Origin of the sequence: Bradyrhizobium sp. th-b2, from assembly GCF_000426785.1 — a bacterium.
GTDB lineage: Bacteria > Pseudomonadota > Alphaproteobacteria > Rhizobiales > Xanthobacteraceae > Bradyrhizobium > Bradyrhizobium septentrionale.
Genome location: NZ_AUGA01000047.1, coordinates 1 through 17,913, shown reverse-complemented (window position 1 = coordinate 17,913; position 17,913 = coordinate 1). Strand labels below are relative to the sequence as shown.

The 17,913-nt window shown below is 63.8% G+C and carries 18 protein-coding genes and 1 pseudogene; 8 read left to right on the top strand and 11 right to left on the bottom strand.

Annotated elements, in window-relative coordinates; all coding sequences use genetic code 11:
- Positions 1-206: 206 nt before the first annotated feature.
- The 9 genes and pseudogenes from K359_RS0136270 to K359_RS0136240 form a co-directional block, all read right to left on the bottom strand.
- Positions 207-488, bottom strand: coding sequence for a hypothetical protein (locus tag K359_RS0136270; RefSeq protein ID WP_029083651.1), 282 nt, complete (start codon positions 486-488; stop codon positions 207-209).
- Positions 489-635: 147 nt separating this feature from the next.
- Positions 636-1,148: a MarR family winged helix-turn-helix transcriptional regulator gene (locus tag K359_RS0136265; protein WP_198031226.1), complete on the bottom strand. Its 513-nt coding sequence runs from the start codon at positions 1,146-1,148 to the stop codon at positions 636-638.
- A gap of 65 nt (positions 1,149-1,213) precedes the next feature.
- Positions 1,214-2,527 (bottom strand): MFS transporter, encoded by a 1,314-nt coding sequence (locus K359_RS0136260; RefSeq protein ID WP_029083649.1) that lies wholly within the window; start codon positions 2,525-2,527, stop codon positions 1,214-1,216.
- A gap of 36 nt (positions 2,528-2,563) precedes the next feature.
- Entirely contained in the window at positions 2,564-2,887 is a 324-nt protein-coding gene (locus K359_RS0136255; protein WP_029083648.1) for a non-heme iron oxygenase ferredoxin subunit, read from the bottom strand.
- A 9-nt stretch (positions 2,888-2,896) separates the two neighbouring features.
- Entirely contained in the window at positions 2,897-3,412 is a 516-nt protein-coding gene (locus tag K359_RS0136250) for an aromatic-ring-hydroxylating dioxygenase subunit beta (protein WP_051346611.1), read from the bottom strand.
- Entirely contained in the window at positions 3,412-4,395 is a 984-nt protein-coding gene (locus K359_RS54055) for an aromatic ring-hydroxylating dioxygenase subunit alpha (protein ID WP_371261229.1), read from the bottom strand. The genes K359_RS0136250 and K359_RS54055 overlap by 1 nt, the downstream gene beginning before the upstream one ends.
- Positions 4,396-4,578 (bottom strand): annotated as a pseudogene (locus tag K359_RS65915) (Rieske 2Fe-2S domain-containing protein); the annotation flags it as partial.
- Between the two features lie 24 nt (positions 4,579-4,602).
- Positions 4,603-4,911, bottom strand: a complete 309-nt coding sequence (locus K359_RS64795) for a hypothetical protein (RefSeq protein WP_245284820.1) — start codon at positions 4,909-4,911, stop codon at positions 4,603-4,605.
- Between the two features lie 170 nt (positions 4,912-5,081).
- Complete coding sequence (locus K359_RS0136240) at positions 5,082-5,978, bottom strand: LysR family transcriptional regulator (RefSeq protein ID WP_029083646.1); 897 nt, start codon at positions 5,976-5,978, stop codon at positions 5,082-5,084.
- Between the two features lie 109 nt (positions 5,979-6,087).
- On the opposite strand from K359_RS0136240, the gene K359_RS54050 reads away from it, so the two are divergent.
- From K359_RS54050 to K359_RS0136220, 4 genes are read left to right on the top strand one after another with little or no spacing between them, the layout of a single operon-like run.
- Positions 6,088-7,707 carry an FAD-dependent monooxygenase gene (locus tag K359_RS54050; RefSeq protein WP_051346603.1) on the top strand — a complete coding sequence of 540 codons (1,620 nt, stop codon included), beginning with the start codon at positions 6,088-6,090 and terminating at the stop codon, positions 7,705-7,707.
- Positions 7,708-7,718: 11 nt separating this feature from the next.
- Positions 7,719-8,510: an alpha/beta fold hydrolase gene (locus K359_RS57580; RefSeq protein ID WP_051346602.1), complete on the top strand. Its 792-nt coding sequence runs from the start codon at positions 7,719-7,721 to the stop codon at positions 8,508-8,510.
- Positions 8,511-8,528: 18 nt separating this feature from the next.
- Complete coding sequence (locus tag K359_RS0136225) at positions 8,529-9,941, top strand: MFS transporter (protein ID WP_029083645.1); 1,413 nt, start codon at positions 8,529-8,531, stop codon at positions 9,939-9,941.
- 7 nt (positions 9,942-9,948) lie between these two features.
- Positions 9,949-11,154 (top strand): Xaa-Pro peptidase family protein, encoded by a 1,206-nt coding sequence (locus tag K359_RS0136220; protein ID WP_245284819.1) that lies wholly within the window; start codon positions 9,949-9,951, stop codon positions 11,152-11,154.
- A 25-nt stretch (positions 11,155-11,179) separates the two neighbouring features.
- On the opposite strand, the gene K359_RS54040 is transcribed toward K359_RS0136220, so the two are convergent.
- Positions 11,180-12,169 carry a LysR family transcriptional regulator gene (locus K359_RS54040; RefSeq protein WP_051346601.1) on the bottom strand — a complete coding sequence of 330 codons (990 nt, stop codon included), beginning with the start codon at positions 12,167-12,169 and terminating at the stop codon, positions 11,180-11,182.
- 141 nt (positions 12,170-12,310) lie between these two features.
- Here K359_RS54040 and K359_RS0136210 point away from each other — a divergent pair, with 141 nt between their 5' ends.
- From K359_RS0136210 to K359_RS0136195, 4 genes are read left to right on the top strand one after another with little or no spacing between them, the layout of a single operon-like run.
- On the top strand, positions 12,311-13,624 hold the full coding sequence (locus K359_RS0136210) for a cation:dicarboxylate symporter family transporter (RefSeq protein WP_051346600.1): 1,314 nt from the start codon (positions 12,311-12,313) through the stop codon (positions 13,622-13,624).
- Positions 13,625-13,630: 6 nt separating this feature from the next.
- A complete protein-coding gene (locus K359_RS0136205) occupies positions 13,631-14,677 on the top strand; it encodes a PdxA family protein (protein ID WP_029083642.1) in 1,047 nt (348 codons plus the stop codon).
- Positions 14,667-16,127: an MmgE/PrpD family protein gene (locus tag K359_RS0136200; RefSeq protein WP_029083641.1), complete on the top strand. Its 1,461-nt coding sequence runs from the start codon at positions 14,667-14,669 to the stop codon at positions 16,125-16,127. The genes K359_RS0136205 and K359_RS0136200 overlap by 11 nt, the downstream gene beginning before the upstream one ends.
- Before the next feature lie 16 nt (positions 16,128-16,143).
- On the top strand, positions 16,144-17,580 hold the full coding sequence (locus K359_RS0136195) for an MmgE/PrpD family protein (protein WP_029083640.1): 1,437 nt from the start codon (positions 16,144-16,146) through the stop codon (positions 17,578-17,580).
- Here the strand turns inward: K359_RS0136195 and K359_RS0136190 are convergent.
- A partial coding sequence (locus tag K359_RS0136190) for an integrase core domain-containing protein (RefSeq protein ID WP_156928841.1) occupies positions 17,577-17,913 on the bottom strand: 337 nt, incomplete at its 5' end. The genes K359_RS0136195 and K359_RS0136190 overlap by 4 nt on opposite strands.

Genomic DNA, 17,913 nt, shown 5'->3' with positions numbered 1-17,913 from the left:
TTCGCTCGTTTTGCGCTGCGAGGCAATGCGGACGATGGCGCCGGATTGACGCGCTTGGCACGTCTTTGCGCCGGGACGGCGCCTTGAGGACAGGATTGGCGTCAAGATTGGCGAAGGGTGCGCGTCAAACGGGCAGCGCGTCAGGCAATCGCTTGATCTCAAAGCGAAATGCGATGCCCCGTCACGGGAGCGTGAAGCTCCGGTGGCTAGGCCGCCATCAGTTGCTCAAGCGCAACAGCCTGCTCACGGGTCTGGAATGCGATCGCGGTATGCGTAAAGCCGGACGAGGCCTGGGTCTGCGCAATGTGATTGAGGACCTCAGTGCCCTTGACCACGTGAAGGTCCATTCCGGGGCCGGCCGGGAAAATGCCCAGCACGACGTCGTAGGCCTCGACGATGGCCTTCAAGGCGCCGCCCTTGTCTTCCGAAGCGTCGATGAAGATACGAACATCCGCTGCGATACTACGAAGTTCGTCAAAGTCGATCACTGGAAGTCTCCCATACGCAACGCACTCATCGATCCTAGCTACAACTTGCTTACTGAAACATAAATTACGGCCGGTTCCTTCATGCACCCAGCGGTGGATGACCCGTATTTCGATCCGCGCGGCCGCCGCGCTCTCGGGCTGCCGCCGCTAGGCTCCGGTTGGCGGCCTGCGCCTTACAATGCGTTTGACCGGCGCATGGGCCGGCATGGCATTGTCCGACGGATCGCCCATGTGGGGAATGCGCTGCTCGATATGCGCCACGACGCGGAAGAAGGCATCCAGTGCCCTGGTGTCGAGGCCGGCCGTGAGGTTGTCATGCCGGCGCAGGATTTCGTCCAGGCTGCGGTCGAGCAGCGCCACGCCGAGTCTGGTCAGCCGGATCTCGGTCCGGTTCCGGGCGCTGCCGCGGACCGGCGTCAGCTCGATCAGCCCCTTCTTTCTGAGCGACGTCGTCTCGCGGCTGACGACCGCCTTGTCCAGTTGCGCGTTGGTCCAGATGTCATAGGCGCTGGCCGGCTCGTGCTCCCTGAGAAAGGACAGCACCCGCCATTCCGCGAGCGATACGCCGTAGGCTTGCGGAAAGAAGGCATTGGCATTGGCGCGCAGCTTCGCGACCAGGCTCGACAGCACCGTCGGCACGTAGCGCTCGAAGTCGATCACCAGTTCCGAGCGCGCGTTTTCGCGCGGGGCAGGGGCCTTGGTACGATGTTTGGCAGTCCGAGTTTTCATTCTTTCACGAGTTGAGAGCGTGCGATCAGGACCAGCACCGCCGCGACGAGCAGAACGCTGGAGACCACTAGGAATCCGGTGGTGAAGCTGCCGGAGGCGTCCTTGGCGCGTCCGATCACGATCGGGATCGTGGCGCCTCCGATGCTGCCGATGGTGCTGACCAGGCCGATCGCGCCCGGCGCGCTCTGCCGCGACATGTAGGACTGCGGGATGGTCCAGAACACGGCTTGCGTACCATAGACACCGACATTGGCAACCATGAAACCGACGATGATCCAGAGCGGCGACGTTGAAAAGGCGGCAATTGCGAAGCCCGATGCGGCGATCACGAAGGTCATCGCGGCATAATAGAAGCGCTCGCCGACATGATCGGAGTGCCGCGACAACACGATCATGCCGATCAGGCCGGCGACCGGCGGGATCGCGGTCACGAAACCGACCTGCGAATTCGGCAGGCCGAAGGATTTGATGATTTGCGGCAGCCAGGGAAACAGCGACGCCAGCCCGCAGAACAGGCCGAAATTACACAGGCCGAACAGCAGCACCATCGGCTTGGTGATGGTCCTGAGCACGCCCTCGGCATGCACCACGCCGGTTGCCTTGGCGTCGCGCTCGAGCGCGCCGATCAGCCAGTTGCGTTGCGCGGTCGACAGCCAGCTCGCCTGCTGCGGCCGGTCGGTCAGATAGAAGATGCCGACGATCCCCAGAGCGATGGGCGGCAGGCCTTCGAGGATGAACAGCCATTTCCAGCCGGAGATGCCGAACGTCCCATTCAGCTCGAGGATGGCGCCCGAGATCAGCGAGGCGAAAATGTAGGAGATCGGCACCGCATAATTGAACATCGCATTGTAGCGGGCGCGGTAGCTGAACGGAAACCACAGGCTCAGCAGCAGCATGACGCCGGGAAACAGGCCGGACTCGGCAATGCCGAGAAAGCCGCGGAATGCATAGAGGCTGAGCGGGCCCTGCGTGAAGGCCATCAGCACCGTGGCAATGCCCCAGAGGATCGCGATCCGCGTCAGCGTGACGCGTGCGCCGTATTTGCTGAGGATGAGGTTGCTCGGGATCTCGAAGATGGAATAGGTGAAGTACATGATGCCGACCGCGATGCCGAACATCTCGGCATTGAGCCCGAGCTCCTTGTTCATTTGCAGCGCGGCAAAGGAGATGTTGCCGCGGTCGAGGATGGCGAGAAAGTACATCGCCATCACGAACCACATCAGGCGCAGCGCAACCTTGCGGATCGTGGTGCGTTCGATCTCCGGATCGGCGGTCGTTATCGCCGCTTTGTCCATCACGACTTCGGTCATTCCGGTTTCCCCCGATTCTTTTTGTTGATAGTCGCTTTATGCGGGCAGGCAGACCTCCAGCCGGTCGCCTGCCACACGCACCGGATAGGTCTGGATGTCGATCTCGACCGGACTGGTCAGCGCCTCGCCGGTCTTGATGTCGAAGCGGCCCATATGCAGCGGGCATTCGATCTCGCAACCGTCCAGAACGCCGTCGGAGAGCAGCGCCTCCTCATGGGTGCAGATGTTGCTAGTGGCGTAATACTCGCTGCCGACGCGATAGAGCGCGATGTGGTGGCCGGCGATTTCGACGCCATATGGTTCGCCTTCGTTCAGCTCGCCAAGCGTTGCGGCCGCGTGCCAGGTGCCTTGGTCTGCCATTGTGCCCTCTCAAATGCTGTAGAAATCGAGAACGGTCGGGACGCGGTCATTGACCAGCGTGATGATCTTGCGCGCGATCTTCCAGGTCTCGCCTTCACGTCGCAGCGTGTGCTGATAGCGTCCGTGGCGCAGATGCTCCTTTGCCACGCGCGGGTCGTAGACGTGGACGGAAAACACCGCGTGGCAGATGATCTGTTCAGGTCCGGCTTCGGACGCTTCCAGGTTCGAGATCTGGTGCACCGTGCGCGGCAGCGGCAGCGCGGTGATCGATTTTCGCGACTCGATACGCGCGATCCGCTCTTCGAGCCCGCGCCGGGCATCGTGATAGAGCAGCGAGACCTGCGTGTTGGGATCATTGGTGGTGGTGTACTCGTCAAGCCACGCCGGCACCCAGTAGACGGCATCCTCGCTGTACATCGCGACCCAATCGGCCCATTCGCCGGCGTCGAGCAGGCGGGCCTCGCGGAAGATGGTCGCGGATGCGATCGCGTGGGCATCCGTTTCCCTGATTGCATCGGCAGCCATCACGCCGTCTCCCCCGCGGCGTGCCGCAACAGCCTGCGCCACTCGCGATAGCCGGGATGGAAGTTCGTCTCGCCGCCGAAGCTGGTGGGGCCGAACGACCATTCGGACGGGGTGATGCCGAGCTCGCTTGCATGCGCGCTCTCGCCGCGGCCGACGTCTGCAATGCCGCGCAGATAGCCTTGCGTCGGTGCCGCGGTCGCCGCGTCGTAGCCGGTCTGGCAGAACTCATACATCACGTTGTCGTCCGAGCTTGCGAGCCCGGAAGCGTTGAAGAAGTCCTCGTAATTGCGAATCCGAAGCGTGCGCGCCGCGGCGCTTTCGCCGACCGGAGCCAGGCAATGCGACACCATCTCGGTCTTGTCGGGCGCCAGCGGCCGCCAGGTCCGCACCTGCGCGGAAAGGATGTCGATGACCTGCAGGTTCGGAAAAATCGTGAGGTTGCGCTGGCGAAGCATCCATTTGGCGCGGGTGCTGCCGACGCGCTGCCGCACGGCGTCGAGACGCGCCGGATCCATGCCGAGCGGCCGGCCGTAGAGCTGGGTGCGCTTGATCGACCAGTTGACGGCGTGGCCGTAATCGAAGCTGAAGCTGCCTTGCCCCTCTTGCTCGCCCTCCGGCTCCCCGGTGAATCCGGCGTCCGGTCCGGCGGTGGCATTGCGCTTCTTCAGGATATCGACGTAGGAGCTGTGCGTGGTCGCGAAGTGATAGTAGTCGAGGCCGTTCTCGAATTGCAGCTTCCAGTTTGCGTCGAACGTATAGGTGCTGGCGCCCGGCACGAACTCGACTTCACCGCTGTCGCTCTGGTCGATGATCAGGTCGAGGAAGGCGCGGGTGTCGCCGAGAAACTCCTCCAGTTGCGGAACGTCGGCCGACAGGCTCGCGAACAGGAAGCCGCGATACGAGCCAAGGCGTGCAACCGGGAGCAGGTCATGGTTCTGGTTCGAGAAGGACGGCGGATACTGCCCGCTCGCTTCCTCCGTCACGGAGATGTTGCGGCCGCTCGAATCGTAGGCCCAGCCGTGATAGCGGCAGACGTGGAATTTCTGCCGGCCCTGTTTGAAGGGACAGACGATCGTTCCGCGATGCCGGCAGGTGTTGAGGAATGCGCCAACTTTTCCGTCGGCGCTCCGCATCACCAGAATGGGGTGCCGGCCGATATGGGTGGTGACGAAGTCGGTGGGCCGGGCGACCTAGGATTCCAGGCCGATGAAATTCCACGTGGCCTCGAAGATGTGGCGGAGCTCGGCGTCGAACACGGCGGGATCGGTGAAGATCCGGCGATCGACCTCGAAGACGCGCTCGGCAGGCCGGTCGACGACGAGCCGAGAAATCTCGCTCAGCCTTGCCGCATGGTTCTGCGAAGCAGTGCTCATCACGTCCTCCCTTCGACGTACCGCCGGCTGCGCAAGGAGCGGACGAACCCCGAGGGTCGCCCGCAGTATCTTTGCAGCTTCATGGCTCCCGTCCTTCGCGGCGGGAACAGCCGGCTTGATCGCCAATCTTGGAATGACTCCATAGTTGTCATGACAACTATCGTCAAGCCGATTGGTTCGCCGAGAGACCGGGCAGGACGTGGTGGTGCCAGACGGCCATCGGGAGTGGGGATTGGAACGCAGCAAATCCGGTCGGTGCGTATGGCTTGAGCTCGGAACGTTGGCTCCGTCAGCGTTCAGCTCTTGCGCGCCGGCGCGGTCAGGATAATTCCCTCATCGATCAGGGCGCGGCAGATCTTCTTCAGCACGGCAATCGCTTCACGCGTTGCCCGGCTGACCGGCCGCCCGCGCGGCAGCGCCAGCACGCGCTCGGCGCGCATCCACGGCAACAGCGCTGCCGACAGCGTTCCGGCAGCCACCTCCTGATGAATTCCGGAGAAGGGCAGCAAGGCATAGCCGAGGCCCGAGGCCACCATGCGCTTCATCGGCGTGCTGTTGTCGACCCGTACCGCGCAGAGCATTGTCGACGGGAACGGGTTGCGGCTGAGCGGGGCCACAGCGGATGGCAGGGCGTCGAACTCCTTTCGGCTGAGCTTGCCGCGCTTCAGCAGCGGATCGCGCGACGGTCCGATCAGGAACACCTGCTCGACAACCAGCGTTTCATAGTCGAGGTGATCGTTGGGGGAGGGCGTCGTCACGATCGCCAGATCGAGCTCACCCCGCAACAGGCGTTCGGATGCGTTCTCCGTCAGGCCCTCACTCAACTCGAGCCGCACGCGCGGAAACTGCTTCACGAATATCTGGGCAAGCGGTGCGTAGAGGATGTCGCCGAGACTCGGTGGCGCGCCGATCCGCACGGTACCGCTGGGCTCGCGGTTCTCCGTGCGCACTTCGGCCTTGATGTCGTCGATTGTGCCAAGCAGCCAGCGCCCTCGCGCGAGCAGCACCTTGCCGGATTCCGTGACGGAGACACCGCGCGCACCGCGCTCGAGCAACGCGCCGCCCAATTCGTCCTCGAGTTCCTTGACGTGGCGGCTGAGCGCCGACTGGGCGACATTCAGCGTGCTCGCTGCGGCGGCGAAGCCGCCACGCTCGGCGACGGCAACGAAATAGCGAATCTGCCGCAAGTCCATGATGGGGGCTCCATCTCAAATCGAGATGGATACCATATCAAACATATTCTTGTGAGATACCAAAAAGAGAGCAGTCTCTTGCCAACGATCAAACGGAGGAGAGACGAGGATGGGTATCGCCCCCGACGAGGCACGCCAGACGTCCGTATTCATCGCCGGTGGCGGGCCGGTCGGCCTTGCGATGTCACTGCTGCTCGATCGCTTCGGCATCGACTGCGTGGTGGTCGAGAAGAGCCCGACGACGACAGATCATCCCAAGTCGCGCGGCTGCTGGGTCCGCACCATGGAGATCTTCCGGCAGTGGGGGATCGAGCAGGCGATCCGCGACCGCGGCCTGCAGGACAATTCCGACATGTTCGTGTTCCTCGACAGCATCGCGGGTCACGAGTTCGGCCGCACTCGTCCCGAACCGAATGTCGGCCATACCCCAGCCTGGAAGAGCCTGGTCGCCCAGGACGCCGTCGAGGAAGAAATTCTGCGGGTGGTCGGGAAGTCCAAACACGCCACCGTCCTGTTCAACACCGCCTGTGAATCGTTCGAGGAGACCAACAGCGGCGTCAGCGTCACGACACGTTGCCAGAAGACCGGCGGCGTGACGCAGTGGACGGCGACCTATTTGATCGCCGCCGATGGCGCCGGCAGCCAGACCCGACGCAGCGCGGGGATCGATATGGTCGGACCGTCCACGCTGGCGGTGATGTCGAATGAGTACTGGCGGGCCGACCTGTCGCAGCTGCCAATCGCGCGCGAAGCCGCCGGCTTCATCATCATCCCGGACAAGCCCGATCTGCCGCGCGCCGGCATCCTGAACACCAATGGCAGGGATCGCTGGTTGACCGTGACCCAAATCGGCCAGACCAAGGACGATCGCGAGCGGCCGTGGACCGACCAGGAGTTCATCGAGATCGCGCGCGGTCATGTCGGCATTCCGGATCTCGATGTCACGCTTCTGAACCGCTCGATCTGGCGCGTCAGCATGCAGGTGGCCGAGAGCTTTCGAAAGGGCCGGGTATTCCTCGTCGGTGACTGCGCGCACCGCTTTCCGCCGACCGGCGGCTTTGGCCTGAACTCCGGTGTTCAGGACGCACACAATCTCGCCTGGAAACTTGCCTTTGTGCTGAAGGGCCTGGCGGATGAGAAGTTGCTCGACAGCTATTCCAGCGAGCGCCGCCCGATCGCGCAGTCCAATGCCAATTTCAGCTATGGGAACAGGTTGCGATTTGGCCTGACGGACGACGCCGTGCGATCGCGAAATCCGGACCGGATCAAGTTCTGGATCAACGATATGGACAATCATCTGCACAGCATCGGCCAGAACCTCGGCCACAATTACGAGGAGGGCGCGGTAATCCCCGATGGCACCGTCGCGAAGGCGCTGAACTCCCGCTACTACACGCCGACGGACCGTCCCGGCGCCCGCTTTCCGCATATGTGGCTCGAGCCGTCGCGCAAGAAATCGACGCTCGACTGGTTCGACAAGGAGTTCACCGTCGTCACGGGGCCGCTCGGCAACGACTGGCTGGAGGCGGGAAAGCAGGTATCCGAGAAGACCGGCTTGCCGCTGTCGTTGAAGCAATTGCCAGCGGCGGACCCGGCGGACGGATTCCAGTTGGGCATGCGCGGCGCCGTGCTGGTGCGCCCCGATGGGCATGTGGCGTGGCGCATGCCGTGGCTGCCGTCGGATCCGGCGAAGGAATTGGCCGGCGCACTTTCAACGTTGCTGCATTAGCGGGGGCTCCCATGCAATCGTTCGAATCCAACGGCGTCGTCACGGCGTATGAGAAAATCGGACGTGGCGATCCGCTCGTGCTGCTGCATGGCGGTGAGGCCGATCATGCGATGTTCGACGGCCTTGCGCCTCTGTTGGCCGCGCATTTCACCGTAATCGCCTATGATCAACGCGATTCCGGTGCCACCAAAAATTCTCCGTCGTCCTATTCGTTGGCCGATCTGGCCGATGATGCCGCGGCCTTGATCAAGGGGCTCGGCTACGATCGTGCCCATGTCCTGGGAACCTCGCTGGGCGGCCTGATCGCGCAAGTGTTGGCGGCCCGCCATCCCGACAGGATCGACCGCCTGATCCTGGGCAGCACCTGGAAGGTCAACAAGAGTCCACTGGACGTCAATGCGGCTGCGTTCCGCACGCTCGCGTCCTATCGGGCGGACACCGTCGCCAACGCACCGGAGATTGCGGAGTTCTTCTTTCCGCCGGATTGCCTGCGCGCGCGGCCCGAACTGATCGACATCTTCCGGGGCTCCAGCCGCGACGACGGCCAGAAGGCGCGGCGTGGCGCGATGCTCGCGCAGCCCGTCTCCGCCGATCTGGCCACCTTCGATCGTCCGACGCTTCTGCTGGCAGGCGGCGACGACCGGCTGATCCCGAATGCCGAGACATTTGCACTCGCTCGCGATCTTGCGTGTGTCGAGACGACAACCATCGCGAACGTCGGCCATGTCGCGTCGATCCAGGCCCCCGAGCGGGTGGCGGAGGCGGTGACGGCATTCCTGAATTCAAAAAAGAAGGCGGCTTGACAACGACAGGGGGAGACCATGGCAGAGCAAACGAGCGCAGTGCCGTTCGACGAGGCGCCGGTGACGACGCGCTATTGGCTATCGATCATCATCTTCGCCGTCACCGGCGTGGTCGATTTCTTCGATTTCTTTGTGGTCGGCTTCCTGGTCTCGGTGCTGGCGCCGAAATGGCACCTGACATTCGGGCAAACCTCGATCATGCTGATGAGCGCCGGGATCGGGGCGATGCTCGGGGCGTTCGCTTCCGGATCGCTCGCAGATCGCTTCGGGCGTAAGCCGCTGGCGGTTGCCGGCGTCATGCTTTGCGGCGTGAGTTCGGGCGCGATCGCGTTGATTCCGGAAGACGGCTGGGTTGCCTTTGCGATCCTGCGTTTCTTCGTGGGCTTCGGCCTTGCCGCCGGCGCGGCGGCGGCGGTTCCCGCCATCGTCGAATTTGCACCGACCCGTCACCGCACGCTGGTCACGAGTCTCGTGGTCGTTCCGGTCGCCTTTGGCGTACTCGCCGCGTCGGTCACGGCGAGCTTCCTGCTGCCGCTGGTGGGCTGGCGCGGATTGGCGGCGGTCGGCTTTCTGCCGATCATCCTCGGGATTCTGACCATGATCATCATGCCGGAATCGCCGCGCTGGCTCATCAGCAAGGGCCGCGTGCGCGAGGCACAGGCCAGCATCCGCAAACTCTATCGGGTCGGCGGCGATGCGTTCGTCCTGCCCAAGCTGCCGCCGGCCAACGCCGCGACATTTGCCGATCTCTTTGCCGAACAGCGGCGCTTCTGGCTGACGGTCCTGATCTGGTTCGGCGCCAGCACGGCGAACTACGGCGTGTTCCTGTGGGGACCGACGATCGTGGCGCTGCTGCTCGGCGTCGCGCCGCAGGATGCGGCGAAGATGTTCATTTATGTCAGCCTCGCCGGCGTCCTTGGTCGCACCGGCTTCGCGTTCCTGGCGCATCGGATCGGTCGCAAGCCGTGCGGCCAGCTGATGGGCTATGGCACCGCCGTCTCGTTGGCGCTGGCCGCCTATTTTCACAATGACTTTGCCGGCTCGATCCCGCTGTTCCTGGTGTTCCTGATCGTCGGCGCCGTGTTCTTCGACGGCGGGTTCTCGAACATCGGGCCTTATCCTGCGGAGATATTTCCGGTGCAGCTTTCGGGGCGTGCGGTCGGCCTTGCCCAGCTCGCAAACGGGGTCGGCAAGATCGTCGGGCCGCTGTGCCTCGCCTTGATCGCCGGTGCCGACAATCTGGTGCATCCGGGCGCGACCGCCTCGGCGGTGAGGCCGGCGTTCTTCTTTCTTGCCGGCGCCGGCCTCCTGATCGGGCTTGCCTTCAGCTTCCTTGGCGTCGAGCCGCATGGGCGCCCGGTGGCCCTGTTCGGCGACAACGCCGGTTCAAACGCTGCAGCGAAGTCGCTGGCGGCAAAAACCGCAGTGTGAGTGGAAGATGGAAGGTCAGACCATGGACAATGCGCTCGAACCGATCGCAACAACGGCGCCGTTCGACACCGCAAAGCTCGATCGACTGATGGAGGAGGCGGGCCTTGACGTGCTGATCGCAACCTCGCGGCACAATGTGCAATATCTCCTTGGTGGCTATCGTTTCTTCTTCTTCGATGTCATGGAGGCGATCGGCACCAGCCGCTATCTGCCGGTGTTCGTCTATCAGAAGGGACATCCGGATAATTCCATCTACATCGGGAACGGCATGGAAAAGTTCGAGCATGAACTTGGGCGGATAGCGGCGCCGATTGTCAAAACCGGCAGTTGGGGAACGATCGATGCGATCGGGCTTGCGATCGATCATGTGAGGAAGCTTGGTGGCGCTGCAAAGCGCGTCGGCATCGAGGCAGGCTTTCTGCCGGCTGACGCCAGGGATCATCTGATAGCCGGCCTCGACGAGGTCGAACTCCGCGAGGCCCACTTCACGCTCGAACGCCTTCGTGCCGTGAAGTCTCCCGCCGAACTCGCGCTGATCAGGGAAGCGTCCGAACGGGTCGTCGATGCGATGCTGACGACGTTCAAGAGCTGTGCACCAGATACGACCAAGAACGATGTCGTCGCTCGCCTGCGGCGCGAGGAACAGGAACGCGACCTCGTCTTCGAGTATTGCCTGATCGCCGCGGGAAAGAGCCACAACCGTGCGCCGTCGAGCCAGCGTCTCGCGGAGGGCGATGTGATCTCGATCGATTCCGGAGGAAACTACCGGGGATATATCGGCGACCTCAGCCGCATGGGCATCCTGGGGGAGCCCGACAGCGAGCTTCGCGAATTGCTGCAGGAGATCGAGGACATCCAGCAGGCCGCGCGCCGCATCATCCGGCCGGGCGTCATGGGGGGCGATGTGATTGCGTCAGGCGAGGCCGCCGTCAGATCGTCTCCCCATCGTGCCGTGCTTGACTTCACCGCGCACGGAATTGGGTTAGTCAGTCATGAAGCGCCGCGTCTGACGGCGACCGGCCCGATCCCTTATTCGCCGTACGATGCCGATCGGCCGCTCGAAAGCGGGATGGTGATTTCGGTCGAAACTGCGTTGCTGCATCCGGCGCGCGGCTACATCAAGCTGGAGGACACGCTGATCGTCTCCGAGACGGGCTGGGAAGCCCCCGGTGACCATGGCCGGGAATGGAATGCGACGCGTTCCAAAGCGTAGATGGCCGATCAGGTCATCTCGCCAGTCATTTGCGCGACTGTTTCGGTGCGATGCCGGGAGCGTGCGCCGCGGCTTCGAGGTAACCGTTGCGTTGCTTCTTGATCCCGTTCCAGAAACTTTCAGCCGCGTTGGTGAGGCGAGATCGGGAACGAAACAGGCAAATGCTGATCGCAATGTCCCATTCCTCCCCGCCTGCTCTTAGCAGCCGGCCGCTCTGGAGCTCGCGCTGAACGAGGCTGCGGGGTGCCCAGGTGATGCCACGACCTTCACGCGCCATGTCGACCAGCAACATCACTGGTGCCGAGAAACTCGGAACGAGAACGGCCGCAGGCTCCTTTGCCGCAAGGAACGAGTTGACGATCCGCCCCACGCCCGATCCTGGATGGTAGGCAAGATAGGGCAGCGGAGTCTTGGTGGAACCCGGCAACTGATAGCGAGCGACCGGCTTGCGTCGGCGGCCACCTCGCGGCGTGTGCTTTGAAGCCGGTGCGCTGATCGGAACAAGCACGTCGGTGTCCAGCTCGATGCGTTGAAAGCGATCCGTATCCAGTCGTGTGACGAGGGTTGGGTGATAGTGAGTCAGCAGGAAGTGCGCCTGTGCTTCGAGGAGGAGTCTTTCACACCCGCCAAAGTTGGATGCGACGAGTTGCACCGCCGAACCGGTCCGGGCACGATCCGTCTTTCGTATCCAGTCCGGAAAGAACGACTGCGAGAGCGCGTGCGTGGCGACGAACTGGATGGTTTCGGCTTTCAGGCGCGCCGCCTCCAGTGCCTCCTCCCGGCCGTTCAGGACTCTGCGCAGCACGTCCTCCGCGATCGGACGGAAGCCCTGCCCGGCGGAGGTGAGGGTCACGACATGGGTGCTCCGCTCGAACAGCGGTGTACCCAGCCAGCCCTCCAATGCCTTGATCCGGCGGCTCAGCGCCGGCTGGGTGACATGGCGGCGCTCGGCGGCGCGCGAGAACCCGCCCTCCTCGGCGATCGCAAGGAAATCCTCCAGCCAAATCAGGTCCATAATGACGTTTTGTCCTCAAATCATGCCGATACGGCATTAGCGCCGGACAGGCTGCTGGTCCAATGTAAGCGCCATCGCAAAACCAGAACAAGGCGCCATCCGGATCCGGCATGGCGCGAACACACCTTTGGGGGAAACGAATTGCAGGTCGCCACAACTCCGCTGTCCGAGTCTATCTCGGGGGCCGCGTCCGAGCGGCGGCGCAAGCCGCTCTGGCGCGAGCAGTATGTGCTCGTGGTGGCCGGTGCCGCGCTTGGCGCGCTGTTCGGCGCATTGTTCCCGGCTGTTGCCGTCGAGTTCAAGCCGCTCGGCGATATCTTCATCTCGCTGATCAAGATGACGATCGCGCCGCTGATCTTTCTGGTCGTGGTCACCGGCATTGCGCAGGTCGGCGACATGAAGGCGGTGGGCCGGATCGGCCTCAAGGCCCTCGTCTATTTCGAGGCCGTCACGACCCTGTGTCTGCTGCTCAGCTTCGTCGTGGTGCGCTGGGTCCAGCCCGGCGCGGGTGTGGCCCATGCCACCACGCAGCAGGCCGAGACGGTTGCGCGCTACGCGCAAGCCCATGTCGGATCGCTGTCGGCCTACATCCAGCATATGGTGCCGGAAAGCTTTGTCGGCGCGTTCGCGAGCGGCGACGTGCTCCAGGTGCTGGTGCTCGCGTTGTTGTGCGGCATCGGCCTCGTCCTGCTCGGCGACAAGGCGCCGCCGCTGCGGTCGGGCCTGGAGCGGGTGACCGAGCTCGTCTTCAGCGTCGTCCATGTCGTGGTCGCGCTGGCCCCGATCGGCGCCTTCGGCGCCATGGCCTTCACGATCGCGAAGTTCGGTGCCGCTACGCTGTATGCGCTGGCGCTGCTGGTCGGCACCGCCTGGGCGATGATGGCGTTCTTCATCTTCGTCGTTCTCGGCACGATCTGCCGCATTGCGGGTATTCGCCTGATGGACCTGCTGCGCCTGTTGCGCACCGAGCTGCTCGTCGTGCTCGGCACCTCGTCGTCGGAGACCGCCATCCCCGGGATGATGGAGAAACTGCCGAAGGCCGGTGTCGGCCGGGCGGTGGCCGGCCTTGTCATTCCTTCCGGCTATTCCTTCAATCTCGACGGCGTCGCGCTGACGCTGCCGCTGAGCACGATCTTCGTCGCCCAGGTCTACGGTGTCGAGCTGACGGCCGCGCAACAGCTCAGCCTGTTCGTGGTGATGCTGTTCACCAGCAAGGGGGCGGCCGGCGTCACCGGCGGCGCGTTCGCGGCGCTGGCGACGACCGTGGTCGCGGCCGGGTTGCCCGCGGAAGGACTGGCGCTGCTGCTCGGCATCGACCGCTTCATGTCGTTGGCGCGTGCCATCACCAATACCATCGGCAACGCCGTGGCCGCGATTGTGGTCGCGAAATGGGATGGCGAATTCAACAGGGAGGACTGGGCTCGGTCTTCCGCTCAAATCCAGACAGCAAAGTAAGGACCAATGGCTACCAATACGAACGACCTGCCGATCGTGGCGCTGACCCCGGGCGACTGCACCGGTATCGGTCCCGAACAGACCGCGCGCATTCTCTCCGACGACCGGCTCAGCGATGCTGCGCGCCTCGTCGTGATAGGCGACGCCCGTGTGCTGGAAATGGGCATGGCGCATGCCGGCGTGAAGCTTGACGTCGAGCGGATCAGCTCGCCCAAGGCGGCTCGCTGGGGACAGGGCACCGTGCAACTCGTCGATCTCGGCAACACCGATCCCGCGAAGTTCCCGCCCGGCAAGTCCAACGCCGAATCCGGCTGGCTGACCGGTGAGACGCTGTCGCGGGCGATCGAGTTCGCCAGCGCCGGCGAAATCGACGCCATCACATTCGCGCCGCTCAACAAGCGGGCGATGTTCGACGGCGGCTGGAAATTCCCCGACGAACACAAGATGTTCGCGAGCCTGCTCGGGCACAAGAGCTACTTCTCCGAGATGAACGTGCTGGACGGCCAATGGATGTCGCGGGTTACCGGACATCAGTCGCTGCGCGAGGCGCTGGACGGTATCAATGCGGAAAGCATCACCGATGCGATCGAGCTGGTCGACCGGATGATGCGCAGGGCCGGCGTCGCCAGGCCGCGCATCGCGGTGGCCGCGCTCAATCCGCATGCCGGCGAGGGCGGCCTGTTTGGCCGCGACGAGATCGAGTTGATCCGCCCGACGGTCGAAGCGGCCGCGAAGAGAGGGATCGCCTGCAGCGGACCTTATCCCGCGGATACCGTCTATGTCCGGGCCTTTGCCGGCGAATTCGACAGCGTGGTCGCGATGTATCACGACCAGGGCCAGATCGCGACCAAGCTGCGCGGCTTCAACCGCGGCGTCACCGTCACGGCCGGGCTCGAGACCGTATTCACCACGCCGTCGCATGGTACGGCATTCGATATTGTCGGCCATGGCGTCGCGAAGACCGGTGCCTTCGAAAGCGCCGTCCGTCTCGCGGCGCAGTTGGCCTCGATGAAATCCTCGACGAAGTCTTTGGAGACATCCCATGCACACTGATCGCAGGACCCTGATCCGGGCCGCCGCCGCGCTTCCGCTCTCGGCGGTCGGCAGCAGCGCGGCCTTCGCGCAAGCCACGGCTGCCGCGCCTGCACCCGCGGCCGCGCCGCCCAAGGAGGTCACGCGCGCACTCGCGCATTATCTCGTCACCGCGAGTTATGACGAGCTGCCGGCCAATGTCCGCAAGGAGGGGGTTCGGACGCTTCTGAACTGGGTCGGCGTCGCCATCGGCGGATCGCATCACGAGACGGTCGACATCGCTGTCGCTGCGCTCGGTCCGTTCTCGGGTCCGCAGCAGGCCTCGCTGTTCGGGCGCCGTGAGCGGTTCGACATCATGAACGCGGCCTTCATCAACGGCGTGTCGAGCCACATCTTCGATTATGACGACACGCATCTGAAGACCATCATCCATCCCGCCGGTCCCGTGGCCTCGGCGATCATCGCGCTGTCGGAAATGCAGCCGGTCTCCGGCAAGGAGTTCCTGAACGCGCTGGTGCTCGGCGTCGAGACCGAATGCAGGATCGGCAACTCGGTCTATCCGAACCATTATGATGTCGGTTGGCACATCACCGGCACCGCCGGTGTGTTCGGGTCGGCGGCCGCCGTCGGCAAGCTGTTGAAGCTGAACGAGCAGCAGATGATTTGGGCGCTCGGCCTTGCGGCGTCGCAGCCGGTCGGCCTGCGCGAGTCCTTCGGCTCCATGAACAAGAGCTTCAACCCCGGCCGCGCCGCGTCCAGCGGCATCTTCGCCGCCATTCTGGCGTCGAAGAATTTCACCTCGTCCGACGCGATGATCGAAGCCAAGCGCGGCTGGGCCAATACGATCAGCACCAAGCAGGATTACAACGAGATCCTGGTCGACCTCGGCAAGCGCTACGAGGCAGCGCTGAATACCTACAAGCCGTTCGCCTGCGGGATCGTGATGCATCCTGCGATCGACGCGGCAATCCAGCTTCGCAACGAGAACAAGGTGACCGCGGACCAGATCGAGCGCGTCGAGCTGAAGGTCCATCCGCTGGTGCTGGAGCTCACCGGCAAGAAGACGCCGCGGCAGGGGCTCGAAGGCAAGTTCAGCATCTACCATGCCGTTGCGGTCGCAATCGTCGAGGGTGCCGGCGGCGAGAAGCAGTTCAGCGATCGTGCCGTGACCGATCCAACCATCGTCGCGCTGCGGGGCAAGGTTGTGCCGGTGATCACGTCTGGCATCAAGCCGGAGCAGGTCGATCTGACCATCGTGCTCAAGGACGGGCGCAAGCTGAACCGCTTCATCGAGCACGCGATCGGCAGCGTCGAGGTGCCGATGAGCGACAAGCAGCTCGAGACCAAGTTCTCCGACCTCGCGGACGGCATCATTCCCGCCGCGATGATCCGGCGCGTCATGGATGCCTGCTGGAATGTCGAGAGCCTGCCGAACGCGGCGGACATTGCCAAGATGTCGGTTTCGGCCTGATCGCGGAGGACGCAGCATGCCGTCACGCCGCCGTTTCTTGCAATCCGCCGCTTCGGTTGCCGCGATGGCCGCCGCCGGCGGCCGCCCGGCGCGCGCGGTGGGCCCGGGCGTTACCGAACGGCTGGCGCGGTACATGGTCGCCGCGCGCGATCAGGAACTGCCCGAGCAGGTGGTGCTGGCCTGCAAGCACCGCATTCTCGATACGCTCGGTGCCATGGTGTCGGGCTCGCGCATGAATCCGGGCATCATGGCGCTGAAATATGTCCGAAGCCTCGGCGGCGATGCCCAGGCCTCCGTCGTCGGATCCGATTTCCGGACCACGGCGGTCAACGCGGCGCTGGCCAATGCCATGTGCGCCCATGCCGACGAGACCGACGATTTCGAGCCCGTCACCAAGGCGCATCCGGGATGCTCGGTCGTGCCGGCAGCTTTCGCCTTTGCCGAGCGGGAACATCGCAGCGGGCAGGACGTCGTGCGCGCCGTCGCGCTCGGCTACGACCTGTGCTGCCGCCTGCTGATGGCGCTGGGGCCGGATCTCGTGCGTGGCTCGCATCGAAGCGCCGAAGGAACGTCGTCGACCTTCGGTGCGCTCGGCGCCGCAGCGTCGCTGGCGCGGCTTGACGAGAGGGGGATGCGCTATGCGATCTCCTATTCGGCGCAGCAGGTCTCCGGCCTGTGGAGCTGGGTTAGGGATCGCGACCATGTCGAGAAGGCGTTCGACTTCGCGGGCATGGGCGCGCGCAACGGCGTGATGGCTGTCGACATGGTCCGCGCCGGATTGACCGGCGTCGATGATGTGCTCGACGGCACCCATAATCTCTTCATCGCGCTCTCGACCGATCCGAAGCCGGAGGAGATGGTGAAGGATCTCGGCAGCCGCTTCTACGTCACCGAGACGGCGATCAAGACTTTTTCGGTCGGCTATCCCATTCAATCGCCGCTGGATGCCACGCTGACGCTGCGCAAGCAGCATGCCCTCACGCCGGACAACGTGCGCAGCATCCTGGTCAAGCTTCCGACCGATGCGATGGGAATCGTCGGCGAGAGCGCGATGCCGGACGTCAATTGCCAGCACCTTGTGGCCGTCGCCCTGGTGAAGGGGGCGGTGTCGTTCAACGACAGCCACGACGTCGCGCTGACGCATGATCCGAAGATCCTCGAGCAACGCGCCAAGGTGACGTTGGCCGGCGACAAGGCGCTGATGGACCCGGCCGCGCCGCGCGGCGCGGTTGTCGAGGTGACGCTCAACGACGGCAGGAAGGTCGATCACTTCACCAAGTATCCGCCGGGCACCAGGGAGAACCCGCTGAGCACGGAAGCCGTGGCGGCAAAGACGCGGGACCTGATCGCGCCGGTGCTGGGCAACGAGAAGACCGAGAAACTGATCGAGCAGATCGGCAATCTCGAGCGGATCGGCGACATCGGTAAGCTGAGGCCATTGATGACGGCCTAGGTGTTTAGTCCCGGCATTTGCTGGAGCGGATTGAGGGTGAATCGTTCGGGCTCCTTTGTCCAGGCTTTGCAGATATATTCGTAGGGCGTGAGGCCCTTCAGGGTCTTCAGCCGCCGAGCGTAGTTGTATGCGTTAATGAAGTCAGCAAGGTGTGCTTCGAGCTGATCGTGTCGATCGTAATGATAGCGTTGGACGGTCGCTTCCTTGATCGTGCGGTTCATGCGCTCGACCTGCCCATTGGTCCAGGGATGCTTGATCTTGGTCAGCCGATGTTCGATGCCATTCTCTTGGCAGCGCATATCGAACATATGTGTCACGTATCTTGCCGTCGGG